The 22,816-nt window shown below is 63.8% G+C and carries 21 protein-coding genes; 14 read left to right on the forward strand and 7 right to left on the reverse strand.

The window, feature by feature from the left end:
* Nucleotides 1-66: 66 nt before the first annotated feature.
* Nucleotides 67-2,244, reverse strand: a complete 2,178-nt coding sequence (locus ACZ9GA_RS31075) for a malate synthase G (protein ID WP_457358316.1) — start codon at nucleotides 2,242-2,244, stop codon at nucleotides 67-69.
* Between the two features lie 499 nt (nucleotides 2,245-2,743).
* On the opposite strand from ACZ9GA_RS31075, the gene ACZ9GA_RS31080 reads away from it, so the two are divergent.
* Entirely contained in the window at nucleotides 2,744-3,262 is a 519-nt protein-coding gene (locus tag ACZ9GA_RS31080) for a glycine cleavage system transcriptional repressor (RefSeq protein ID WP_457358314.1), read from the forward strand.
* Between the two features lie 213 nt (nucleotides 3,263-3,475).
* Here the strand turns inward: ACZ9GA_RS31080 and rarD are convergent, their stop codons facing one another.
* From rarD to ACZ9GA_RS31105, 5 genes are all read right to left on the reverse strand, one after another.
* Nucleotides 3,476-4,363: an EamA family transporter RarD gene (gene rarD, locus ACZ9GA_RS31085; RefSeq protein WP_457358312.1), complete on the reverse strand. Its 888-nt coding sequence runs from the start codon at nucleotides 4,361-4,363 to the stop codon at nucleotides 3,476-3,478.
* 53 nt (nucleotides 4,364-4,416) lie between these two features.
* Nucleotides 4,417-5,391, reverse strand: a complete 975-nt coding sequence (locus ACZ9GA_RS31090; RefSeq protein WP_457358310.1) for a serine/threonine protein kinase — start codon at nucleotides 5,389-5,391, stop codon at nucleotides 4,417-4,419.
* A gap of 64 nt (nucleotides 5,392-5,455) precedes the next feature.
* A complete protein-coding gene (locus ACZ9GA_RS31095; RefSeq protein ID WP_457358308.1) occupies nucleotides 5,456-7,324 on the reverse strand; it encodes a PhoX family protein in 1,869 nt (622 codons plus the stop codon).
* Between the two features lie 257 nt (nucleotides 7,325-7,581).
* Nucleotides 7,582-8,346 (reverse strand): TOBE domain-containing protein, encoded by a 765-nt coding sequence (locus tag ACZ9GA_RS31100; protein ID WP_457358306.1) that lies wholly within the window; start codon nucleotides 8,344-8,346, stop codon nucleotides 7,582-7,584.
* Between the two features lie 63 nt (nucleotides 8,347-8,409).
* Nucleotides 8,410-9,147 carry a ComF family protein gene (locus tag ACZ9GA_RS31105; protein ID WP_457358304.1) on the reverse strand — a complete coding sequence of 246 codons (738 nt, stop codon included), beginning with the start codon at nucleotides 9,145-9,147 and terminating at the stop codon, nucleotides 8,410-8,412.
* 93 nt (nucleotides 9,148-9,240) lie between these two features.
* On the opposite strand from ACZ9GA_RS31105, the gene bioB reads away from it, so the two are divergent.
* From bioB to ACZ9GA_RS31150, 9 genes are all read left to right on the forward strand, one after another.
* The gene (gene bioB / locus ACZ9GA_RS31110) at nucleotides 9,241-10,299 is read left to right on the forward strand and encodes a biotin synthase BioB (RefSeq protein ID WP_457358302.1); all 1,059 of its coding nucleotides are present in this window, start codon (nucleotides 9,241-9,243) and stop codon (nucleotides 10,297-10,299) included.
* A gap of 6 nt (nucleotides 10,300-10,305) precedes the next feature.
* Nucleotides 10,306-11,478: an 8-amino-7-oxononanoate synthase gene (gene bioF / locus ACZ9GA_RS31115; RefSeq protein ID WP_457358300.1), complete on the forward strand. Its 1,173-nt coding sequence runs from the start codon at nucleotides 10,306-10,308 to the stop codon at nucleotides 11,476-11,478.
* The gene (locus tag ACZ9GA_RS31120; RefSeq protein WP_457358298.1) at nucleotides 11,471-12,205 is read left to right on the forward strand and encodes an alpha/beta fold hydrolase; all 735 of its coding nucleotides are present in this window, start codon (nucleotides 11,471-11,473) and stop codon (nucleotides 12,203-12,205) included. The genes bioF and ACZ9GA_RS31120 overlap by 8 nt, the downstream gene beginning before the upstream one ends.
* The gene (gene bioC, locus ACZ9GA_RS31125) at nucleotides 12,198-13,022 is read left to right on the forward strand and encodes a malonyl-ACP O-methyltransferase BioC (protein WP_457358296.1); all 825 of its coding nucleotides are present in this window, start codon (nucleotides 12,198-12,200) and stop codon (nucleotides 13,020-13,022) included. The genes ACZ9GA_RS31120 and bioC overlap by 8 nt, the downstream gene beginning before the upstream one ends.
* Before the next feature lies 1 nt (nucleotide 13,023).
* Nucleotides 13,024-13,704 (forward strand): dethiobiotin synthase, encoded by a 681-nt coding sequence (gene bioD, locus ACZ9GA_RS31130; RefSeq protein ID WP_027980305.1) that lies wholly within the window; start codon nucleotides 13,024-13,026, stop codon nucleotides 13,702-13,704.
* Nucleotides 13,705-13,810: 106 nt separating this feature from the next.
* A complete protein-coding gene (locus tag ACZ9GA_RS31135; protein ID WP_027980306.1) occupies nucleotides 13,811-14,110 on the forward strand; it encodes a hypothetical protein in 300 nt (99 codons plus the stop codon).
* Nucleotides 14,111-14,455: 345 nt separating this feature from the next.
* Nucleotides 14,456-16,261 (forward strand): phenylacyl-CoA dehydrogenase, encoded by a 1,806-nt coding sequence (locus ACZ9GA_RS31140; protein ID WP_457358294.1) that lies wholly within the window; start codon nucleotides 14,456-14,458, stop codon nucleotides 16,259-16,261.
* A 282-nt stretch (nucleotides 16,262-16,543) separates the two neighbouring features.
* Nucleotides 16,544-17,833, forward strand: coding sequence for a GGDEF domain-containing protein (locus ACZ9GA_RS31145; RefSeq protein WP_457358292.1), 1,290 nt, complete (start codon nucleotides 16,544-16,546; stop codon nucleotides 17,831-17,833).
* A 227-nt stretch (nucleotides 17,834-18,060) separates the two neighbouring features.
* Nucleotides 18,061-19,839 (forward strand): acyl-CoA dehydrogenase C-terminal domain-containing protein, encoded by a 1,779-nt coding sequence (locus ACZ9GA_RS31150; protein WP_457358290.1) that lies wholly within the window; start codon nucleotides 18,061-18,063, stop codon nucleotides 19,837-19,839.
* Between the two features lie 227 nt (nucleotides 19,840-20,066).
* On the opposite strand, the gene ACZ9GA_RS31155 is transcribed toward ACZ9GA_RS31150, so the two are convergent.
* A complete protein-coding gene (locus ACZ9GA_RS31155; protein WP_457358288.1) occupies nucleotides 20,067-20,951 on the reverse strand; it encodes a LysR family transcriptional regulator in 885 nt (294 codons plus the stop codon).
* A 102-nt stretch (nucleotides 20,952-21,053) separates the two neighbouring features.
* Here ACZ9GA_RS31155 and ACZ9GA_RS31160 point away from each other — a divergent pair, with 102 nt between their 5' ends.
* From ACZ9GA_RS31160 to ACZ9GA_RS31175, 4 genes are all read left to right on the forward strand, one after another.
* Nucleotides 21,054-21,551 carry a hypothetical protein gene (locus ACZ9GA_RS31160; RefSeq protein WP_457358287.1) on the forward strand — a complete coding sequence of 166 codons (498 nt, stop codon included), beginning with the start codon at nucleotides 21,054-21,056 and terminating at the stop codon, nucleotides 21,549-21,551.
* 297 nt (nucleotides 21,552-21,848) lie between these two features.
* The gene (locus ACZ9GA_RS31165; protein WP_003228885.1) at nucleotides 21,849-22,007 is read left to right on the forward strand and encodes a YqaE/Pmp3 family membrane protein; all 159 of its coding nucleotides are present in this window, start codon (nucleotides 21,849-21,851) and stop codon (nucleotides 22,005-22,007) included.
* Nucleotides 22,008-22,175: 168 nt separating this feature from the next.
* Complete coding sequence (locus tag ACZ9GA_RS31170) at nucleotides 22,176-22,418, forward strand: type II toxin-antitoxin system RelE/ParE family toxin (protein WP_457358285.1); 243 nt, start codon at nucleotides 22,176-22,178, stop codon at nucleotides 22,416-22,418.
* Nucleotides 22,419-22,475: 57 nt separating this feature from the next.
* A complete protein-coding gene (locus ACZ9GA_RS31175) occupies nucleotides 22,476-22,808 on the forward strand; it encodes a helix-turn-helix domain-containing protein (protein WP_457358283.1) in 333 nt (110 codons plus the stop codon).
* Nucleotides 22,809-22,816: the final 8 nt, after the last annotated feature.

The raw sequence follows: 22,816 nt of genomic DNA on the forward strand, positions 1-22,816 counted from the left end.
CTTATCCACACTGGAGATCTCGAGTGAGGCTTGGGGCCAGCGCAGCCTGGCGGCAGCGGCTACGACTTACAACCCGTTGCGGGCCTTGAACTCGCGGCGTTTGCGGTGCAGCACCGGCTCGGTGTAGCCGTTGGGCTGCTTGCCACCCTCGATCACCAGTTCAACCGCCGCCTGGAAGGCGATGTTGCTGTCGAAGTCCGGTGCCAGCGGGCGGTACAGCGGGTCGTTGGCGTTCTGGCGGTCCACCACGGGCGCCATGCGCTTCAGGCTTTCCAGAATCTGCGCTTCAGTCGCAATGCCGTGGCGCAGCCAGTTGGCCAGCAGCTGGCTGGAGATACGCAGGGTAGCGCGGTCTTCCATCAGGCCCACGTCGTGGATGTCCGGCACCTTCGAGCAACCCACGCCCTGGTCGATCCAGCGCACCACGTAACCCAGAATGCCCTGGCTGTTGTTGTCCAGTTCGTTCTGGATTTCCTCGGCCGACCAATTCGTGTCCTTGGCCAGCGGGATGGTCAGGATATCGTCCAGCGAGGCAGGCACGCGCTTGGCCAGTTCGGCCTGGCGGGCGAACACGTCGACCTTGTGGTAATGCAGCGCGTGCAGCGCGGCGGCGGTCGGCGACGGCACCCAGGCAGTGTTGGCACCGGCCAGCGGGTGGGCGATCTTCTGCTCCAGCATGGCCGCCATCAGGTCGGGCATGGCCCACATGCCCTTGCCGATCTGCGCGCGACCCTGCAGGCCGGTTTTCAGGCCGATGTCGACGTTGGAGTTCTCGTAGGCACCGATCCATTTCTCGGCCTTCATGGCAGCCTTGCGCACCACGGCGCCGGCTTCCATGGAGGTGTGGATCTCGTCGCCGGTACGGTCCAGGAAGCCGGTGTTGATAAACACCACGCGCTCGCTGGCGGCCTGGATGCAGGCCTTGAGGTTGACCGTGGTGCGGCGCTCCTCGTCCATGATGCCGACCTTGAGGGTGTTGCGGGCCAGGCCCAGCACTTCCTCGATACGGCCGAACAGTTCGTTGGTGAACGCGGCTTCTTCAGGGCCGTGCATCTTCGGTTTGACGATGTACACGGAACCGGTGCGGCTGTTCTTGCGGCTGCTGCCATTGTTCAGGCTGTGGATAGCGCCCAGGCTGGTGACCAGGCCGTCGAGGATGCCTTCCGGCACTTCGTTGCCCTGGCCATCGAGAATGGCGTCGATGGTCATCAGGTGGCCGACGTTGCGCACGAACAGCAGCGAACGGCCGTGCAGCTTCACTTCACCGCCATTGGGGGCGCTGTAGTGACGGTCCGGGTTCATGGTGCGGGTGAAGGTGGTGCCGCCCTTGGACACTTCTTCAGCCAGATCGCCTTTCATCAGGCCCAGCCAGTTGCGGTAGATCACCACCTTGTCGTCGGCGTCCACGGCGGCAACCGAGTCTTCGCAGTCCATGATGGTGGTCAGGGCCGCTTCCATCAGCAGGTCCTTGACCCCGGCAGCGTCGGTCTGCCCGACCGGGCTTTGCGCATCAATCTGGATTTCGAAGTGCAGGCCGTTGTTTTTCAGCAGCACGGCGGTGGGCACGTTGGCGTCGCCCTGGTAGCCGATCAGCTGCGCATCGTCGCGCAGGCCGCTGTTGCTGCCGCCCTTGAGGCTGACCACCAACTTGCCATCGACGATCTTGTAGCCGGTGGAGTCCACGTGGGAGCCGGCCGCCAGTGGGGTGGCCTCATCCAGGAACGCGCGGGCGAAGGCGATGACCTTGTCGCCACGGACCTTGTTGTAACCCTTGCCTTTCTCGGCGCCGCCTTCTTCGCTGATGGCGTCGGTGCCGTACAGCGCATCGTACAGCGAGCCCCAGCGGGCGTTGGAGGCGTTGAGGGCAAAGCGGGCGTTCATCACCGGCACCACCAGTTGCGGGCCGGCCATGTGGGCAATTTCTTCGTCGACGTTTTGCGTCGTGGCCTGGAAGTCCGCCGCTTCTGGCAGCAGATAACCGATTTCCTGCAGGAAGGCCTTGTAAGCCGGGGCGTCATGAGCCTGGCCCTGGCGTGCCTGGTGCCAGCCATCGATCTTGGCTTGCAGGGCGTCACGTTTGGCCAGTAGCGCTTTGTTCTTTGGAGCGAGGTCGTTGATGATCTTTTCCGCCCCGGCCCAGAACTGTTCGGCGTTGAGGCCGGTTCCGGGGATGGCTTCGTTGTTCACGAAGTCGAACAGGACTTTGGCGACCTGAAGGCCACCGACTTGAACGTGTTCAGTCATTGCTTGCCTCACTCTGCTCAGCTATTCAGCTCTTGTATTAAAGCCTGTAGCGCTTCTCTAAATACGCTGCCAGAACGTGCCCTGACGGGCGGCTGGGCGGACCCGCGGGCGCATGCCAGTGGGCTTGACGTATTTTCACAGGCGCCTGGCCAGACATCGATTGTCATTATGTAGTCCGCGCTGCGGCATACTACATGATGAGTTGCGGTTGTGAAAATCAGACTAAATACGTCGATCTGCGACCGATTTTGGACTACCGGTCACAGTACGAATCGTATGTTCTCAAAACTTAAGGTAATTGTTCCAGATAAATCTGGAAACAGTACACACCTTTCATTCGCTCACCCGTCGATCGCGTCGTCTGCATCGCGGCCAAGGCCGGCTCCTACCACGACCGCGTAGGAGCCGGCCTTGGCCGCGATGCAGACGACGCCGGTTTGAAGACAGGCGCTGTTGCGAGTTGCCTATACTCAATCGACCACAACAAGAGGGCGCCAGCGTGGAGCACTTAGTATTGACGGTTTTTGCCCCGGACAAGCCCGGGCAGGTCGAACGGATCGCCCAATGCGTGGCCGACCACAACGGTAACTGGCTGGACAGCCGTATGTCGCGCCTGGCCGGGCAGTTCGCCGGCATTCTGCGGGTGGCCGTGCCGGCGGAAAGTCATGACGGGCTGGTGGATGCGCTGATAGCGCTATCGACCCGTGGCATACGCGTGCTGATCGCCGAAACGGGCGTTGAGCAAAGCTGCACCTGGAAGCCGATCGCCATGGAGCTGGTGGGCAATGACCGCCCCGGCATCGTCCGTGACATCACCCGCCTGCTGGCCGAACAGGGCGTGAACGTGGAGCGCCTGGTGACCGATGTGCGCCCTGCGCCCATGAGCAGCGAGCCGCTATTCCATGCCGAGGCCGTGCTGGGCTTGCCCCTGACCCTGTCGCTGGATCAGTTGCAGCAGCGCCTGGAAGCCCTGGCCGATGACTTGATGGTGGAGTTGGTGCTGCGTACCGAGCCCTGAAAGTTGTTCATGTTTATCTTGCACCTGCCTGTGGATAAGCTGGGGGAACACCGCGCAGACGCCCGCCGGCCGGGCTTCTCCGGTATCTGGCTAAAAAACGAGCAATTTCAGGGGCTTGTGCACAAACGGCGGGGATCGAGCTGTGGATAACCTTGGGGTAGTCCGTTGCAGGCCACGAGAACCGTGGCCTGCAGAGGTTTGATCGTTTTTTGATCAGCTTTTGCGGCGCATTGTCACGATGGCGTCCAGGCTGTAAATAACCAGACCCGCCCAGATAAAGGCGAAGGCCACCAGCGCATTGGCGGTCAATGGCTCGTGGTATTTGAACACCGCCAGCAACAGCACCAGCGTAGGCGCCAGATATTGCAGGAAGCCCAGCGTGGTGTAAGGCAGGTGGCGGGCGGCGGCGTTGAAGCTGACCAGTGGCACCAGGGTGATGGGCCCGGCGGCCAGTAGCCAGAGGCCGTCGGTGGTCAGCCAGAATTCCGGTTGAGCGCTGGGCACGCCGGGGTGCAGAGCCAGCCAGCCCAACGCCAGCGGTACCAGCAGCCAGGTTTCCACCACCAGGCCGGGCAGGGCGGCTACGGGCGCCTGCTTGCGGATCAGGCCGTAGAAACCGAACGTCAGCGCCAGCGCCAGCGATACCCACGGCAGACTGCCCACTTGCCACACTTGCTGCGCCACGCCGGCGGCGGCCAGGCCCACGGCCAGCCATTGCAGGCGGCGCAGGCGTTCGCCCAGCAACAGCATGCCCAGCAGCACATTCACCAGCGGGTTGATGTAGTAGCCCAAGCTGGCTTCCACCATGCGCCCGTTGTTCACGGCCCACACGTAGATCAGCCAGTTGGCGGCAATCAGCGCCCCGCTGCCGGCCAGGATGCCCAGGCGGCGCGGGTTGTCGCGCAGGTCACGCCACCAGCCGGGGTGCTTCCAGGCCGCCAGCAGCAGCGAGCCGAACAGCGCCGACCACAGCACGCGGCTGACAATGATTTCCAGGGCGGGGACGCTCTCGATGGCCTTGAAGTAGAGCGGGAACAGTCCCCAGCAGGTGTAGGCCGTCAGGCCCAGCAGATACCCGCGGCGCGGGTTGGCGGCTTGCATGCAGCGTCCTTGTTTTTCTCAGGCAGTGGTCACGGTGTGGCTGGTTGTTGTTATCAGAACAGCTTGAGCGGCTCTTCGTTGAGCGCCGCCAGTTGTTCGCGCAGGGCCAGTACCTGGTCGCCCCAGTAACGCTCGGTGCCGAACCAGGGGAAGCTGCGCGGGAATGCCGGGTCGTCCCAGCGGCGCGCCAGCCAGGCGCTGTAGTGCATCAGGCGCAAGGCGCGCAGCGGTTCGATCAGCGCCAGTTCGCGCGGGTCGAAGTCGTGGAATTCGCTGTAGCCGTCCATCAGTTCCGATAGCTGGCCCAGGCATTCCTGGCGATCGCCCGCCAGCATCATCCACAGGTCCTGCACGGCAGGCCCCATGCGGCAGTCGTCGAGGTCGACGATGTGGAACATTTCGTCGCGGCACATCATGTTGCCGGGGTGGCAGTCGCCGTGCATGCGGATGTTCTGGTAGGGCGTGTCGCGGTAGATCTCCTCCACGCGCTTGAGCAGGTCGCGGGCCACCGACTCGTAGGCCGGCAGCAGGCTGCGCGGCACGTAGTTGCCTTCCAGCAGGGTAGTCAGCGAATCGTGGCCGAAGTTCTTCACCCCCAGGGCTTCGCGATGCTCGAAGGGGCGCGTAGCACCCACAGCGTGCAGGCGGCCCAACAATTGGCCCAGACGGTACAGCTGGTCAAGGTTGCCCGGCTCCGGCGCCCGGCCACCGCGACGCGGGAACAGGGTGAAGCGGAAGCCCTGGTGTTCGAACAGGGTCTTGCCTTCATGAATCATTGGCGCCACCACCGGCACTTCGCAGTCGGCCAGTTCAGCGGTGAAGGCGTGTTCTTCGAGGATGGCGGCGTCGGTCCAGCGGTCCGGGCGATAGAACTTGGCGATCAGCGGTTGGCCGTCTTCGATGCCGACCTGATAGACGCGGTTTTCATAGCTGTTGAGCGCCAGGACGCGGGCGTCGCTCAAGAAGCCGATGCTTTCGACGGCATCCAGCACCAGGTCGGGGGTGAGGGTTTCAAACGGGTGGGACATGCTGACTCCTGCGTGCGGCAGGTGGCCGCGTCCGGCCTCACATGGTACCAGACGCGGCGTGGGGTCAGGCGCCGATCACGCCGCCGTCAGTGCGGGTGATGGCCATCACCGAAGAGCGCGGTTTGCCGCCCGGCAGGTGCTCGGGGAAGGTCGAACCACCGTTCTCGCCGGGGTGCTGGATGCCGACGAACAGGGTGCGCTGATCCGGCGCGAAGCTGATGCCGGTGACCTCGCAGCCCACCGGGCCGACCATGAAGCGGCGTATCTCGCCGCTGCGCGGGTCGGCGCAGAGCATCTGGTTGTTGCCCATGCCGGCGAAGTCGCCGCTGTTGCTGGCATCGCCGTCGGTGAGTATCCACAGCCGGCCGGCATCGTCGAACCCCAGGCCGTCGGGGCTGTTGAACATGTTCTGGGCGTTGATGTTGGCCGAGCCGCCTTCGGGTTTGCCGGCATGCACGGTGGGGTTGCCGGCCACGGCGAACAGGTCCCATTCGAAGGTCATGGCGCCGTGATCGTCGCCTTGCTCGCGCCAGCGCAGGATTTGCCCGTAGATGTTCTTGGCCCGTGGGTTGGGGCCGCCCACCGGCTGGCCGTCTTCGCCGCGTTTGCTGTTGTTGGTGAGGGTGCAATAGACCTGGCCATCGCTGGGGCTGACCACGATCCACTCGGGGCGGTCCATGCGCGTGGCCTGGCGCTGGCTGGCGGCCAGGCGTGCGTGGATCAGTACGTCGGCCTGGCTGGCGAAGCCGTTGCCGGCGTCCAGGCCGTGCTGGCCGTGGGTCAGTTCCAGCCATTGGCCTTGGCCCTTGTGCTGGCTGCCGGCGTCGAAGCGGGCGACGTACAGGGTGCCGTGGTCGAGGATGTCGCGCTGGCCGCTGTCCACGCGGTCGCGGCTGACGAACTTGTAGATGAACTCGCCGCGCTCGTCGTCGCCCATGTACACCACGGCGCGGCCGTCACGGGTTTGCGCCAGGGCGGCGTTCTCGTGCTTGAAGCGGCCCAGTGCGGTGCGCTTGATGGGCGTGGAAGCCGGGTCGAAGGGGTCGATCTCGACGATCCAGCCATGGCGGTTGAACTCGTTGGGCGTGTGCGCCACGTCGAAGCGAGGATCGTGGGGGTGCCAGTCGACTTCCTTGCTGGCGGCGGTCAGGCCATAGCGCTTCTGCGCGGCGTCGAAGCTGGGGGTTGCGGCACTGCTGCCAAAGCAGTCGCTGAAGTTTTCTTCGCAGGTCAGGTAGGTGCCCCACGGGGTCTTGCCGTTGGCGCAGTTCTGGAAGGTGCCCAGCACCTTGAGGCCCTGCGGGTCGGCGGCCGTCTTGAGCAGTGCGTGGCCCGCCGCCGGGCCACTGAAGGCGATGGGCGTATTGCCGTGGATGCGCCGGTTGTAGGGCGAGCCTTGGACGAACTGCCAATGGCCGTCCTGACGGTGCACCTCGATCACTGACACGCCTTCGCTGGCCAGCGCCTTGCGCACCTCCTCGGCGGACTGCGGGCGGCCGCCGTGGGCGTACAGGTAGCGGTAGTTGGTGTATTCGTTGTTGATGGCCAGCAGGGCACGGTTGGGATCGTTCTTGAACGCGAACAGGCTCATGCCGTCGTTGTTGTCGCCGAACTGCAATTCTTGATGAGCGGCGCTGCCGTTGCCGCTGGGGTCGAAGGCGGGGCCGTCGCTGTGCAGGGGTTGGCCCCAACTGATCAACACCTTGGCCTGGTAGCCCTTGGGCAGGCTGATGCTGTCGGCGGTGGCGGCGGGTATGCCGTCGAAGCCCAGCAAGGTGCCGCTGCCGACGGCGGCATTGACGCTGCGCGCCAGCAGGCTGCCGCCCAGGAATAGCGCCGCGCCGCCCAGCGCGCCGGCGCCCAGGAAGTGGCGGCGGGTGAGGCCGGTGAGGCGTTCGAGGTCGGTTGGTTCTTGGTCTTGTAAGAGGTGCATGATCAGGCTCCCTGCGGGTAGGGGGATCACGCTAGGGAGGGCCTGTGACAGGGATATTTCAATACACATCCCGCAACAATCCTGCCCTGTAGCCGCTGCCGCCAGGCTGCGCTGGCCGGGGTGAACCCTGTAGATCTTCAGTGGGGCACAGGGCCAGCGCAGCCTGGCGGCAGCGGCTACAGGACCGCGTCGTCTGCCCTCGTAGGAGCCGACTTTAGTCGCGATGCAGGCGACGCGGTTTCAAGAGATCCGGAGATCTACAGCGGTGTACCCAGCAGCACAAAAGTGGGCGCAAACGCCACCAACACATCCTTGCCCTCCACCACACCCAGCTCCTCGACCCGCGCCGCATCTTCCAGCGCACACAGGGTCTGGCCATTGGGCAGGCCGACCCGCACTTCGCTCGGTCCTTCAGGGTCATCGATGATTTGTTCCACTCGGCCCACCAGCCCATTCTCGCCAGCCGGCACAGGCCCCGCCGCATCATGCAGGCGCAGCCAGCCGGCCTTGATCAGGGCCAGCACCTGCACGCCTTCGCTCAATTCCAGGGTCTGGGTGCTTTCATGGGTGATCTGCGCGCACAGTGACTGCCCGGCGCCCAGGTCCAGTTCGATCAGGTCATTGCGACCTTGAGCGGTAATGGCCCGGACACTGCCCTGCAATTGATTGCGCGCACTGGTACGCAGCATCAGGCGGCTCAGCAGATCAAGGTCGCGCACATCTTCGGCCACTTCCAGCACCTGCGTCTGCAAAGCCTGCAAGCGCTGGTACAGGCGCAGCACGCGCTGGCCTTCTTCCGACAGCCGCGCGCCACCGCCACCCTTGCCGCCCACGGCGCGCTCCACCAACGGCTTTTCGGCCAGGTTGTTGAGTTCGTCGATGGCGTCCCAGGCGCCCTTGTAGCTCATGCCCGCGGCTTTGGCGGCGCGGGTGATCGAGCCTTGTTCGGCAATGTGTTGCAGCAGGGCGATGCGCTGCGGGCGACGGGCGATGTGTTGGGTGAGCAGGCTGGGCAAGGGCATGGCAGTAGTGGCGCTGTGTCGGTGTTATAGAGCGCACGACGTTGAACTCCGTCGCCAGGCAAGTCAAGCCGTGCCCGGTTTCGCCGTGCGCGCCAGGCAATACACATCGACCCGCGCCGCACCGGCACGCAGCAGCAATTGCGCCAGGGCGCGCGTCGTGGCGCCGGTGGTCATCACGTCGTCGATCAGCGCCAGGTGCCGCCCCTGCACCCACGGGCGCGGCGCCAGGGTGAAGGCCTGCAACAGGTTGCGCTGGCGCTGGCGTGCGTCCAGGTCCTGTTGGGCGCGGGTTTCCACCGGGCGCAGCAGCATGTGTTCATCCACGGGCAGACGCAGTTGTGCCCCCAGCCAGCGCGCCAATAGCGCTGCCTGGTTGAAGCCGCGCTGACGCAGGCGCTTGCGGCCCATGGGCACCGGCAGCAGGCAGTCGGGGCGTGGCAGGCCTTCATCGAAGCGGGCTTGCAGCCAGTGGCACAGCAGCTCGCCCAGCAACCGGCCCAGCGGCCAGCGGGCGTTGTGCTTGAATTGGCTGATCAGGCTGTCCACCGGGAAACCGTAATGCCAGGGCGCCTCGACCTGGGTGAACGGCGGGGCGCGGCGGGCGCACTGGCCGCACAGCACGCCGTCGATGGCCATGGGCAGGGCGCAGCGACCACAGCGCTCCTGCAGCCAAGGCAGCTCGGTTTCGCAGGCGGCGCACAATGGGTAAGCCTGCTGGGCCGGCTCATCGCACAATAAACACGATTGGTTGTTTATTAGCCAGTTGTAAACCGACCTTCCGTGACCCGGTTGACAGTCCATGCGTCTTCCTTAAATATGCCCATTATCCGTGTGGCGGTTGTGGGTATTTCCCTTATCCCGGCCGCCAGCCCAAGCATAACCAAGGAATCGCCCATGAGCGCCAGCACAACTGCAACGCTTCGTCACGACTGGTCCCTGGCTGAGGTCAAGGCCCTGTTCACCCAGCCTTTCAACGACCTGCTGTTCCAGGCCCAGACTGTGCACCGCGCGCATTTCGATGCCAACCGCGTGCAAGTGTCCACCCTGCTGTCGATCAAGACCGGCGCCTGCCCGGAAGACTGCAAGTACTGCCCGCAGTCGGGCCACTACAACACCGGTCTTGAAAAAGAAAAGCTGATGGAAGTGCAGAAGGTGCTGGAAGAAGCCGCGCGCGCCAAGGCCATCGGTTCCACCCGTTTCTGCATGGGCGCTGCCTGGAAACACCCGTCGGCCAAGGACATGCCCTACGTGCTGAAGATGGTGGCCGGCGTGAAGGCCATGGGCCTGGAAACCTGCATGACCCTGGGCAAGCTGGACAAGGAGCAGACCGCTGCCCTGGCCGAAGCGGGCCTGGACTACTACAACCACAACCTCGACACCTCGCCCGAGTTCTACGGCAGCATCATCACCACCCGTACCTACAGCGAGCGTCTGCAGACCCTGGCCTACGTGCGTGACGCCGGCATGAAGATCTGCTCGGGCGGCATCCTGGGCATGGGCGAGTCGCTGGACGACCGCGCCGGCCTGCTGATCCAGTTGGCCAACCTGCCGGAGCACCCGGAGTCGGTGCCCATCAACATGCTGGTGAAAGTCGCCGGCACGCCGCTGGAGAACGCCGAGGACGTCGACCCGTTCGACTTCATCCGCATGCTGGCCGTGGCCCGTATCCTGATGCCGCAGTCCCACGTGCGCCTGTCCGCCGGCCGCGAAGCCATGAACGAGCAGATGCAGGCCCTGGCCTTCTTCGCCGGCGCCAACTCGATTTTCTACGGCGACAAGCTGCTGACCACCGCCAACCCGCAGGCCGACAAGGACATGGCGCTGTTCGCACGCCTAGGCATCAAGCCTGAAGCCCGCGAAGAGCACGCTGACGAAGTGCACCAGGCCGCCATCGAGCAGGCGCTGATCGAGCAGAAGAGCGGCGAGCTGTTCTACGACGCTGCGTCGGCCTGACCGCCGATGGCCTTCGACCTCAGCGCGCGGCTGGCCGAGCGCCGCGCCGCCGACCTCTACCGTCAGCGGCCGCTGCTTGAGAGCCCCCAGGGCCCGCAAGTGGTGGTCGATGGCCAACCGCTGTTGGCCTTCTGCAACAACGACTACCTGGGCCTGGCCAACCACCCCGAGGTGATCGCCGCCTGGCAAGCCGGCGCGGCGCGCTGGGGCGTGGGCGGCGGGGCCTCGCACCTGGTGATCGGCCACAGCGGCCCGCACCACGACCTGGAACTGGCGCTGGCCGAGCTCACCGGGCGCCCGCGCGCCTTGCTGTTCTCCACCGGCTACATGGCCAACCTCGGCGCGGTCACGGCGCTGGTGGGGCAGGGCGACACGGTGCTGCAAGACCGTCTCAACCATGCCTCGCTGCTGGACGCCGGCCTGCTCAGCGGCGCGCGATTCAATCGCTACCTGCACAACGATCCGGCCAGCCTGGCCAACCGCCTGGAGAAAGCCACCGGCAATACATTGGTGGTGACCGATGGCGTGTTCAGCATGGACGGCGACATTGCCGACCTGCCGGCACTGGTCAAGGTCGCCAAGGCCAAGGGCGCCTGGCTGATGGTGGATGACGCTCACGGCTTCGGCCCGCTGGGCGCCACTGGGGCAGGCATCGTCGAGCATTTTGGTTTGGGCATCGACGAGGTGCCGGTGCTGGTCGGTACCTTGGGCAAGGCGTTCGGCACCGCGGGTGCTTTCGTGGCGGGCAGTGATGACTTGATCGAAGCGCTGGTGCAGTTCGCCCGGCCCTACATCTACACCACCAGCCAGCCACCGGCGCTGGCCTGCGCCACGCTCAAGAGCCTTGAGCTGCTGCGTACCGAGCACTGGCGTCGCGAGCACCTGGCCACGCTGATCCGTCAGTTCCGCCACGGTGCCGAGCAGATCGGCCTGCAGTTGATGGACAGCTTCACGCCCATCCAGCCAATCCTGATCGGCGATGCCGGCCGCGCTGTGCGCCTGTCGCAGCTGCTGCGCGAGCGCGGCCTGATGGTCACGGCCATCCGCCCACCGACCGTACCGGCGGGCAGCGCCCGTCTGCGCGTGACTTTGTCGGCGGCCCACAGCGAGGCGCAGGTGCAGCTATTGTTGAGTGCATTGGCCGATTGTTATCCGTTGCTGGAGCCGAGCGATGCGTGATCGCCTGATTCTGTTGCCGGGCTGGGGCATGGGCCTTGGGCCCTTGCAGCCCCTGGCCGCTGCCTTGCAAGGGCTGGACGAGCACCTGCACGTGCATATCGAGCCGCTGCCCACCCCAGGCAGCAGCGACCTGAATGCCTGGCTCGACGCCCTGGACGCCAGCGTGCCCCAGGACTGCTGGCTGGGCGGCTGGTCGCTGGGGGGTATGCTGGCTGCGGAGCTGGCGGCGCGCCGTGGCGACCGCTGCTGCGGCCTGCTGACCCTGGCCAGCAACCCGTGTTTCGTCGCCCGCGCCGAATGGCCCAACGCGATGCCGGCGCAGACCTTCGACGCCTTCCTGGCCGGTTGCAGCGCCAACCCGCAAAGCACCTTGAAGCGCTTCAGCCTGCTGTGTGCCCAAGGCGCGGTGGAAGACCCGCGCAGCCTGTCCCGGCTGCTGGGCGCCGGTGCGCCTGAAGCCTCGGCCGATGCGCTGCGTCATGGCCTGGAGTTGCTGGCGCAACTGGATATCCGCGCCGCCCTGCAGGCCTACGCCGGGCCGCAATTGCATCTGTACGCCGGCCACGATGCCCTGGTGCCGGCCGAGGTAGCCGGTGATGTGCTGACCCTGCTGCCCGATGTCGAAGTTGGCCTCATTGAAGCGGCCAGCCACGCTTTCCCCCTGGAAGACCCCCATGAACTGGCGGCGGCCATCCAGGCCTTTCTGCATGAGTCCCCCGATGACTGATCTTTCCACGCCCCCGCTGCCCGGCGCACTGCCGGACAAGCGTCAGGTGGCGGCTTCGTTCTCCCGTGCGGCAGCCAGCTACGACAGCGTCGCCGAACTGCAACGCAATGTCGGCACTGCGCTGATCGAGCGCTTGCCACAACGCTTCCAGCCGCGCCGCTGGCTGGACCTGGGCAGTGGCACCGGCTATTTCAGCCGCGCCCTGGCCGTTGCCTACCCCGATGCCTACGGCGTGGCGGTGGATATCGCCGAAGGCATGCTCCAGCACGCCCGTCCGCTGGGTGGCGCGGCGGGGTATGTGGTGGGTGACGCCGAGCGCCTGCCCGTGCGCTCGTCCAGCGTCGACCTGCTGTTTTCCAGCCTGGCCGTGCAATGGTGCAGCGACTTCGCCGCGGTGCTGGCCGAAGCGCGGCGCAGCCTGCAACCGGGCGGGGTGATGGCCTTCGCCAGCCTGTGCGTGGGTACCTTGCGTGAATTACGTGAAAGCTGGCAGGCGGTGGACGGCCTGGTGCACGTCAATCGCTTCCGCCCGTTCGAGGATTATCAGCGCCTGTGCGGCGAAAGTGGCCTGCAAGTGCTGTGTCTGGAACAGGTTCCTCACGTGTTGTACTACCCTGATGTGCGTGGGTTGACCCATGAACTCAAGGCATTGGGGGCACACAACCTCAACCCGGGCCGTAATGGCGGGTTGACCGGGCGTGCGCGCATGACCGGGTTGTTGCAGGCTTACGAGCAATTCCGCCAGCCGCAAGGCTTGCCGGCCACCTACCAGGTGGTCTACGCGGTACTGCACAAACCGCTGGAAGGGGACAACTGAGATGGGCCCAGCTTACTTTATCGCCGGTACCGATACCGACGTCGGCAAGACCACCATCGCCGCCGGGTTGCTGCACGCAGCCAGGCTCAATGGCCTCAGCACCCTGGGCGCCAAGCCCGTGGCGTCGGGCTGCGATGTCACGCCCAAGGGCCTGCGCAACGCCGATGCACTGGCGCTGATGGCCGAAAGCTCGATTCAGTTGCCGTACGAGCAGGTCAACCCGATCGCCTTCGAGCCGCCCATCGCCCCGCACCTAGCGGCCCGTGAAGCCGGTGTGACGCTGAGTGTGCAGACCTTGCTGGAGCCCATGCGCGAGATTCTCGCCCACCAGGCCGACTTCACCTTGATCGAAGGCGCCGGCGGCTGGCGCGTGCCCCTGTCGGGCCAGGCCAACCTGTCCGACCTGGCCATGGCCCTCAAGCTGCCGGTGATTCTGGTGGTGGGCGTACGCCTGGGCTGCATCAACCATGCACTGCTGACTGCCGAGGCCATTGCCCGCGACGGGCTGCAACTGGCGGGCTGGGTAGCCAACGTCATCGATGGCCGTACCTCGCGCCTGGAAGAAAACCTGGCCACCCTGGCCGAGTGCCTGCCGGCGCCTTGCCTGGGGCGTGTGCCTCGCCTGAAGGGGATTTCGGCGGCGATGGTGGCCGAGCACTTGCAGCTGGATTTGCTGGATTGAATTTAGCTATCAAGATGGCCAAGTGCCATTCGTCTTATTGACGTGAATTTATTGACGGTGTCTGCTTCAATAGAAGGCATCAGCTTAATGATTTCGGGGTTTGACCATGCAAATCACCAGCGGCAGCGCCTACTACGCAGGCCTGAGCTCGGTACAGAGTGGCCTGGCGCGTGTTGACCAGGCCGCCAGCCAGATCGCCAGCAATACCGTGGAGAGCACCTCCCCGGTTACCAACCAGTCCACCGACCTGCAGGCCAAGCGTTTGCTCTCCGTGGACATCAGCCAGCAAGACCTGGCCAACAGCGCCGTGCAGCTGAACCAGGGCCGCATGGAAGTGGAAGCCGGCCTCAAGGTTGAAAAGGCTGCGGCCGAAACCCTCGGCACTCTGATCGACACCTACGCCTGATCCTATAACCGCGGCGTCTGCATCGCGACTAAAGTCGGCTCCTACGCCGTCCGTGTTAGGAGCCGGCCTTGGCCGCGATGCAGACGACACCGTCTCCTAGCCGCTGCCGCCAGGCTACGGCGTTTAAGACCTTTATTTCCCGATATTCACCACAGTGTTCTGCACCTGTGGCGATGACCTGTGGGCGGGTATTTCGTGCGTGTCGGGTGTAGTGTGGTCGATGGATGCTTGACAACTTTTGGGCGTAAACGTATGTTTCAAACAACTGTTTGACAGAAAGCCATCAAGCGCTGGTTGGTCTGTTGCGGTCACACATTCCAGTTTCATCAGCAGAGGTTTATCGCTATGCCTGATTACAAGGCCCCCTTGCGTGATATTCGCTTCGTACGTGACGAACTGCTTGGCTATGAAGCGCACTATCAAAGCCTGCCGGCTTGTGAGGACGCTACCCCGGACATGGTCGACGCCATCCTCGAGGAAGGCGCCAAGTTTTGTGAGCAGGTACTGGCCCCGCTGAACCGGGTGGGTGACATCGAAGGCTGCACTTGGAGCGAGTCGGGCGTGAAGACGCCGACCGGCTTCAAGGAAGCCTACAAACAGTTCGTCGAAGGCGGCTGGCCAAGCCTGGCCCACGACGTGGCCCATGGCGGCCAAGGCCTGCCCGAGTCGCTGGGCCTGGCCGTGAGCGAAATGGTCGGCGAGGCCAACTGGTCGTGGGGCATGTACCCGGGCCTGTCCCATGGCGCCATGAACACCATCTCCGAGCACGGCACCCCCGAGCAGCAAGAGGCCTACCTGACCAAGCTGGTTTCGGGCGAGTGGACCGGCACCATGTGCCTGACCGAGCCGCACTGCGGTACCGACCTGGGCATGCTGCGCACCAAGGCCGAGCCGCAGGCCGATGGTTCCTACAAAGTCACTGGTACCAAGATCTTCATCTCGGCCGGCGAACACGACATGGCCGACAACATCGTCCACATCGTGCTGGCCCGCCTGCCCGATGCCCCGGCCGGTACCAAGGGTATCTCGCTGTTCATCGTGCCCAAGTTCCTGCCCAACGCAGACGGCACCCCAGGCACCCGCAACGCGGTGAACTGTGGTTCGCTGGAACACAAGATGGGCATCCACGGCAACGCCACCTGCGTGATGAACTTCGACGCGGCCACCGGTTTCCTGATCGGCCCGGCGAACAAAGGCCTGAACTGCATGTTCACCTTCATGAACACCGCTCGCCTGGGTACTGCGCTGCAAGGCCTGTCCCACGCTGAGATCGCGTTCCAGGGTGGCCTGAAATACGCCCGTGATCGTCTGCAGATGCGTTCGCTGACTGGCCCGAAAGCGCCGGACAAAGCGGCTGACCCGATCATCGTGCACCCTGACGTACGTCGCATGCTGCTGACCATGAAGGCGTTCGCCGAAGGCAACCGCGCCATGGTGTACTTCACCGCCAAGCAAGTGGACATCGTCAAATACGGCGTCGACGAAGAAGAGAAGAAAAAGGCCGACGCGCTGCTGGCCTTCATGACCCCGATCGCCAAGGCGTTCATGACCGAAGTCGGTTTTGAAGCGGCCAACCACGGCGTGCAGATCTACGGCGGCCACGGCTTCATCGCCGAGTGGGGCATGGAGCAGAACGTGCGCGACAGCCGCATTTCGATGCTGTACGAAGGCACCACCGGCGTTCAGGCACTCGACCTGCTGGGCCGCAAGGTGCTGATGACCCAGGGCGAAGCGCTGAAGGGCTTCACCAAGATCGTCCACAAGTTCTGCCAGACCAACGAAGGCAACGAAGCTGTCACCGAGTTCGTCACCCCGCTGGCCCAGCTGAACAAAGAGTGGGGCGAGCTGACCATGAAGATCGGCATGGCCGCCATGAAAGACCGCGAGGAAGTGGGTGCCGCTTCGGTGGACTACCTGATGTACTCCGGCTACGCATGCCTGGCCTACTTCTGGGCCGACATGGCACGTGTGGCGGCCGAGAAACTGGCTGCCGGCACCACCGAGCAGGCGTTCTACACCGCCAAGCTGCAGACCGCGCGCTTCTACTTCCAGCGCATCCTGCCGCGTACCCGTACCCACGTGGCGGCGATCCTGTCGGGCGCCAACAACCTGATGGCGATGGACGAAGAGCATTTCGGGCTTAGCTACTAAGCGTCGAAACCTTCGTTAAAAAAACCGCTGCCCTGGTGCAGCGGTTTTTTTTTGCCCACGCGATCCGTAGCCGCTGCCGCCAGGCTGCGCTGGCCGGCGTGAACCCTGAAGATCTCCAGCGCGGTATAGGGCCAGCGCAGCCTTCGGCAGCGGCTACGGGGTGTATGGGCTTAGGGAAATTTTTTTGGCGTCAATATGTGTTGAGCATTAAACAATCGTAATGATTGCCGATACAGGTAAAGGCACAATGCCATAATCTTGCTTGCTATCGGATTTTCCCTTTTGCCGCGTTTATCAGCTTTTAATTTCAGTCATTTCCTACCGTCGCTGTTGTTGTTGCTTGCGGGGCTCGCGGCTGCCTACGTAAAAGACCTGAACGTATTCTTCACCTCGCTGTTCAACGTGCTGCCCACCCTGGTGCTGTTGCTGGGCGGCGCCTACTGCGCGGTCTACCGCCGCCAGCGCGAGCTGTTCCTGATGGTCACGGTGTACATCGCCTATTTCTTGCTGGACACCCAGACCGACTTCTACCGCGACAACGGCCGGGTGCGCGAAGACGCCGCCGTGGTGTTCCACCTGTGTTGCCTGTTGCTGCCAGCGCTGTACGGGTTGTTCGGCGCCTGGCAGGAGCGCACGCACCTGTTCCAGGACATGGTGGCGCGCTTCGCGGTGTTGCTGGCCGTGGGCAGTACCGCCCTTGGGCTGGAGCAGAGTTTCCCGGTGCCGTTGCTGAACTGGCTGGCCGAGATCCGCTGGCCTTCCTGGCACGGCCAATGGATGAGCCTGATCCAGATGGCCTATCCGGTATTTTTCCTGGCCGCCGTGCTGCTGACGGTGCAGTACCTGCGTCAGCCGCGGCCCTTGCACGCCGCGCAGTTGGTGGGCCTGATCGGATTGTTCTGGATGTTGCCCAAGACCTTCATCCTGCCGTTCACCCTGAACATCATGTGCAGCCAGGTGATGCTGATGATTGCTGCGGCGGTGGCCCACGAGGCTTATCAAATGGCCTTCCGTGACGAGCTGACCGGCCTGCCCGGGCGCCGCGCGCTGAACGAGCGCATGCAGCGCCTGGGGCGCAACTACGTGCTGGCCATGACCGACGTCGACCACTTCAAGAAATTCAACGATACCCACGGCCACGACGTGGGCGACCAGGTGCTGCGCCTGGTGGCCAGCAAGCTGTCCAAGGTCACCGGCGGCGGGCGCGCCTATCGCTACGGCGGAGAGGAGTTCGCCCTGGTGTTCGCCGCCAAGACCATGGAGGAGTGCATGCCGCACCTGGAGGCGATCCGCGAGGCCATCGCCAGCTACAACATCCAGTTGCGCAACCCCGACAGCCGGCCGCAGGACGACAAGCAGGGGCGCCAGCGCCGCCACGGCTCGGGGGCCACCAGCGTGTCGGTAACCATCAGCATCGGCGTAGCCGAGCGGTTGATTGACCATCGCACCCCTGAGCAAGTGCTCAAGTCTGCCGACGAAGCGCTTTACAGCGCCAAGGGCGCGGGCCGCAACTGCGTGGTGGGCTACGGCCAGACCCGCCGCGGCGCAGTGCGTACCGCCGCCTCGGCCTGATCGTTCATCCTTCTATCTACTGTGGGAGCGGGCTCTGCCCGCGAAGAACGCACCGCGCAACATCTGGTCTACCGCGGCGCTCTTTTCGCGGGCAGAGCCCGCTCCCACAGTCAAATTTTGTAATACCAGGTTAGACCTATTGGTCACAAGACGACCCTATGTGTCGCAAAAGTTGTTGGGTTACACTGGATTGAATCCACTCTCCCACTCCCGTTTGCGAGGTTGCCATGGCTGATTACAAAGCGCCCCTGCGCGATATGCGCTTCGTCCTCAATGAAGTCTTCGATGTAGCCAGCCTGTGGGCCCAGCTACCGGCCCTGGCAGAGACCGTGGACGCGGAGACTGTGGAAGCCATCCTCGAAGAAGCCGGCAAGGTCACCAGCCAGCGCATCGCGCCGTTGAACCGCGGCGCCGACGAAGAAGGCTGCCACTGGAAAGACACCGTGGTCACCACCCCGGCGGGCTTCCCCCAGGCTTACCAGACTTACGCCGAAGGCGGCTGGGTAGGCGTGGGCGGCGATCCTGCCTACGGCGGCATGGGCATGCCCAAGGTGGTCTCGGCCCAGGTCGAGGAAATGATCAACTCCGCCAGCCTGGCATTTGGCCTGTACCCGATGCTGACCGCTGGCGCCTGCCTGTCGATCAACGCCCACGCCAGCGACGAGCTGAAGCAGGCCTACCTGCCCAACATGTACGCCGGCGTCTGGGCCGGTTCCATGTGCCTGACCGAAGCCCATGCCGGTACCGACCTGGGCATCATCCGTACTAAGGCCGAGCCCCAGGCCGATGGCAGCTATACCATCAGCGGCACCAAGATCTTCATCACCGGCGGCGAGCACGACCTGACCGAGAACATCATCCACCTGGTGCTGGCCAAGCTGCCTGACGCGCCCGCCGGGCCCAAGGGTATCTCACTGTTCCTGGTGCCCAAGTTCATGGTCAATGCCGACGGCAGTCTGGGCGCGCGCAACGCCGTGAGCTGCGGTTCCATCGAGCACAAGATGGGCATCCAGGCGTCGGCCACCTGCGTGATGAACTTCGACGGCGCCGTGGGCTATATCGTCGGCGAGCCCAACAAGGGCCTGGCCGCGATGTTCACCATGATGAACTACGAGCGCCTGGGCGTTGGCATTCAAGGCCTGGCGTCGGCCGAGCGTTCCTACCAGAACGCCATCGAGTACGCCCGCGACCGCCTGCAAAGCCGTTCGCCCACTGGCCCGAAAGCCAAGGACAAGGTCGCCGACCCGATCATCGTGCACCCCGACGTGCGCCGCATGCTGTTGACCATGAAGGCCTTCAACGAAGGCGGCCGGGCGTTCTCCACCTACGTGGCCATGCAGCTCGACACTGCCAAGTTCAGCGAAGATGCCACCACGCGCAAACGCGCCGAAGACCTGGTGGCCTTGCTGACCCCGGTGGCCAAGGCGTTCCTGACCGACCTGGGCCTGGAAACCACCGTTCACGGCCAGCAAGTGTTTGGCGGCCACGGGTTTATTCGCGAGTGGGGCCAGGAGCAGTTGGTCCGTGATGTGCGCATTACCCAGATCTACGAAGGCACCAACGGTATTCAGGCGCTGGACCTGGTGGGCCGCAAGGTGATCGGTAGCGGTGGCGCGTTCTACCAACTGTTTGCCGACGAAGTGCGTCATTTCATCAGCACGGCAGCGCCGGAGCTCGGCGAGTTCACCAAGCCCCTGGCGGCGGCTGTGGATAACCTCGACGAGCTGACCGCCTGGCTGCTGGACCGCGTCAAGAACGACCCGAATGAAATCGGCGCGGCGTCCGTGGAATACCTGCACGTGTTTGGCTACACCGCCTATGCCTACATGTGGGCACTGATGGCCCGCGCCGCATTGGGCAAACAGGAGCAGGAGGATTTCTACGCCAGCAAACTGGGCACCGCGCGCTTCTACTTCGCCCGTCTGTTGCCGCGTATTCACTCGCTGACGGCATCGGTGAAGGCGGGCAGTGAATCGCTGTTCCTGCTGGAGGCCGAGCAGTTCTGATGCCCGTGCGTCGCTGTAGGCATTTTCCTACGTGACGTGTTGCCTTTCGGCGATACCGGGTAAACGGATCCATGGGTAATCTTGCTTCATGGACGTCGCGCAGGAAGCGCCAAGCAGAACACGGACACGTAAGGAACCTGCCACTGGACGGCGGGCAGAAAAGGAAGTCAGGGATATAGATTGCGAAACCCCGCCACGGCGGGGTTTTTTCTTGCGCGCGCGTTTTGTCAGGCGGTGATGACGTCTTCCAGCAACTGCCGCAGCAAGGTCACCGACGCTTGCTGACGCTGGGCATCGCGGTACACCAACCCCACCTGCAACGGCACGCGCGGCTCGCTCAGCGGCTTCCACAGCAGGTCCGGGTGTTCGCCGATCTGCTGCGCGCGGCCTGGCAGCACGGTGGCCAGGCGCATATAGGGCAGGCTGTCGAGGATGGCGGCCATGGTGTTCAGCTCTGCCTGCACCTGCGCGCGACGGCCCAGGTTGGCCAGTTGCGCCTGCCAGATCTGCCGCACCTGGAATTCCTCGCCCAGCAACAGCATCGGCAGTTCTGCGGCCTGCCGCAGCGACACCTTCTTGAACTCGCGCAAGGGGTGCTCGGTGCTGATCACCAGTTGCAGCTCGTCCTCGTACAGCAGCACGCCGTGCAGGCCGGCCTGGCGCGGTGGCAGGTAGCTGATGCCGATGTCCAGGGTGCCGTTGAGCAGGCGTTTCTCGATTTCGGAACCGGACAGCTCGTAGATCTGGATCACCAGGTGCGGCTGGGCCTTGCGCACCCGCTCCAGCAGCTGTGGCACCAGGGCCGGGTGCACAGTTTGCAGCACACCGATGGCCAGGGTGCGCAGGGCCTGGCCGCGAAAACCCAGCAGCGCCTCGCGGGCTTTCTGCATGCCGTCGAGCAGCGGCAGTGCGTGGTTGTACAGCGTGTGGGCGGCCAGGGTCGGCAACAGGCGCTTGTTGCCGCGCTCGAACAGGCTTACATCCAGGCTGTGTTCCAGTTGGCGGATCTGCTGTGACAGCGCTGGCTGGGACAGTGAAAGGCGCTCGGCGGCACGACCAACATGACCCTCTTCGTACACTGCGACGAAATAGCGCAGTTGGCGAAAATCCATAAGTATCACTTATCGAAATAGTTCGAAAATCGAAATGGCCACAAGGCCGGCAAACCCCTAGTCTACGCCGCATTCACAAGGGTTGCAGGGGCGCTGGCGGCAATGGGTAGTCTGAGACAGCAGGGCATTTACATAGGAAAGACCACGCAGCCCTCAGACGTGCTCAACCTGGCCTTGCTGCCCGATGAAAATGGCCTGCCGAGCCTGGCCGAATGCCTGTGCCAAGCCACGGCCCGTGATCAGGCGTTGCTGCTGGGCGCCGACGCCTGCGCGCGTGACGCGGCCTTGAGCCTGGCGTTGGAGTGGGGCGCCATGCGCCGTCGGGACGAAGGGCGCATCATCACCGTCGGGGTGAGCGTACCGTTTGGTAATCTGGCAGCTTTGCATGCTGCGGTTGATGCGCAGACGGTGGCGATCATGCTCCAGCCCACGGCGGATGCTGACGCCTACCTGCAAGGCGTGGAGCAACTGTGCCGGGCGCTGGACATCCTGCTGATCATTGACGATGCCGAACCGGTCCCGACGCCAACCGAACCCCCGCGCCTGTTCCAGCGCCTGAGCCTGGCCTTCGCCCGCGCCCGCAGCCAGCGGTTGCACTGATTACCCTGTACCGTCTGCGTAAATGCGCATCGCCCCGGCCTGGCTCCCCCTTGGGTCGGGGTGTTTTTTATGTAGATGTATCTCTACGCCGCGCCTCGATCCCGTAGCAGCGGCCGCTAGGCCGCGTCATGGGCGCCGCGCACTGGCTGTTACACCGCGCCGCCTGCGACGCAGCCTTCGGCAGCTGCTACAGGATTGGCGTGCCCCTTTCTCTCTCAGCGTGAACTCCGCCGCCCTGGGTTGAACCCTTGCGCGCTCCATGATGTCAGTTGGTTATCAACTTCCAGGAGCCGTAACATGGACTTTATCCGCATCATCATCGCCATTCTGCTGCCACCACTGGGCGTATTTCTGCAGGTCGGGTTCGGCGGGGCCTTCTGGCTGAACATCCTGTTGACGCTGTGCGGTTATATCCCGGGCATCGTGCATGCGGTGTATATCATCGCCAAGCGCTGAGCTGTACGGGAGATCGGAAACGACTGACGTTTTCATGGGATCTGCCTGACATTCAATCCTTATCGGATCAAATAGGCTTCACCTCTTTTCATTTGAGGTGAGGCCTTTGTCTTTTACGCGATCCAGCACCTGCCTTTTTGGTATAATATTTTATACGTCAGGTGCTACTTGAGCTGCGCTAAACCGCTCCGGTGGGTAGGGAGCTCCTATGATGATCTCCTCCAGTTTCCGTGGGTCGTGCGACGTTGCATGGGATTCCAGTTGCACAAAGTGCAATGCGGCGATACACCGGATGACTGGAAGTCTTTTAGCCGCGTAGGCACCGGAGTTCGTGAAATCCGAGTCAGAGACGAAGAGGGCGCGTTTCGTGTGCTTTATCTGGCCAAGTTTCCTGGGGGGAGCGAGCTCTGATGTTCAGCTTGCCCGAGCTCGTTATCTGGCCGTGTTGAAAATGGAGAGGGATGAAAAATGAAGGTAGATACCCAGATTCGCCACGTGACCGAGGCGGACGGCAATGTATTTGCAGACCTCGGTTTTTCTCCCGATGAGGCCGTGCGTCTGAAGGCCCAGTCTCAGAAACAGATCAACGACACAGTCGCTCTTAAAGGTCAGCTGATGTCGGCTTTGGCGGGGTGGATTGAGCAAGAACACCTCAAGCAGGCAGAGGCGGCCAGGATCCTCATGGTATCTCGGCCTCGTGTCTCTGATGTTGTGAACTTGAAGACCTCGAAGTTCACGCTCGATTGCCTGGTAACAATGCTCAGCCGGGTGGGCAAGCCCGTTACCCTTACGGTGGGGTGAGCGCCAGT

It is taken from the genome of Pseudomonas sp. TE3644 (genome assembly GCF_056278815.1).

Coding starts and splice junctions, on each gene's coding strand:
- ACZ9GA_RS31090 (WP_457358310.1), bottom strand. CDS start 5,391: ATGTCCCACCCGTTTGAAACCCTCACCCCCGACCTGGTGCTGGATGCC.
- bioD (WP_027980305.1), top strand. CDS start 13,024: ATGGGCCCAGCTTACTTTATCGCCGGTACCGATACCGACGTCGGCAAG.
- ACZ9GA_RS31105 (WP_457358304.1), bottom strand. CDS start 9,147: ATGGACTGTCAACCGGGTCACGGAAGGTCGGTTTACAACTGGCTAATA.
- bioB (WP_457358302.1), top strand. CDS start 9,241: ATGAGCGCCAGCACAACTGCAACGCTTCGTCACGACTGGTCCCTGGCT.
- ACZ9GA_RS31150 (WP_457358290.1), top strand. CDS start 18,061: ATGGCTGATTACAAAGCGCCCCTGCGCGATATGCGCTTCGTCCTCAAT.
- ACZ9GA_RS31075 (WP_457358316.1), bottom strand. CDS start 2,244: ATGACTGAACACGTTCAAGTCGGTGGCCTTCAGGTCGCCAAAGTCCTG.
- ACZ9GA_RS31135 (WP_027980306.1), top strand. CDS start 13,811: ATGCAAATCACCAGCGGCAGCGCCTACTACGCAGGCCTGAGCTCGGTA.
- rarD (WP_457358312.1), bottom strand. CDS start 4,363: ATGCAAGCCGCCAACCCGCGCCGCGGGTATCTGCTGGGCCTGACGGCC.
- bioF (WP_457358300.1), top strand. CDS start 10,306: ATGGCCTTCGACCTCAGCGCGCGGCTGGCCGAGCGCCGCGCCGCCGAC.
- ACZ9GA_RS31165 (WP_003228885.1), top strand. CDS start 21,849: ATGGACTTTATCCGCATCATCATCGCCATTCTGCTGCCACCACTGGGC.
- ACZ9GA_RS31100 (WP_457358306.1), bottom strand. CDS start 8,346: ATGCCCTTGCCCAGCCTGCTCACCCAACACATCGCCCGTCGCCCGCAG.
- bioC (WP_457358296.1), top strand. CDS start 12,198: ATGACTGATCTTTCCACGCCCCCGCTGCCCGGCGCACTGCCGGACAAG.
- ACZ9GA_RS31155 (WP_457358288.1), bottom strand. CDS start 20,951: ATGGATTTTCGCCAACTGCGCTATTTCGTCGCAGTGTACGAAGAGGGT.
- ACZ9GA_RS31175 (WP_457358283.1), top strand. CDS start 22,476: ATGAAGGTAGATACCCAGATTCGCCACGTGACCGAGGCGGACGGCAAT.
- ACZ9GA_RS31120 (WP_457358298.1), top strand. CDS start 11,471: ATGCGTGATCGCCTGATTCTGTTGCCGGGCTGGGGCATGGGCCTTGGG.
- ACZ9GA_RS31095 (WP_457358308.1), bottom strand. CDS start 7,324: ATGCACCTCTTACAAGACCAAGAACCAACCGACCTCGAACGCCTCACC.
- ACZ9GA_RS31140 (WP_457358294.1), top strand. CDS start 14,456: ATGCCTGATTACAAGGCCCCCTTGCGTGATATTCGCTTCGTACGTGAC.
- ACZ9GA_RS31160 (WP_457358287.1), top strand. CDS start 21,054: ATGGGTAGTCTGAGACAGCAGGGCATTTACATAGGAAAGACCACGCAG.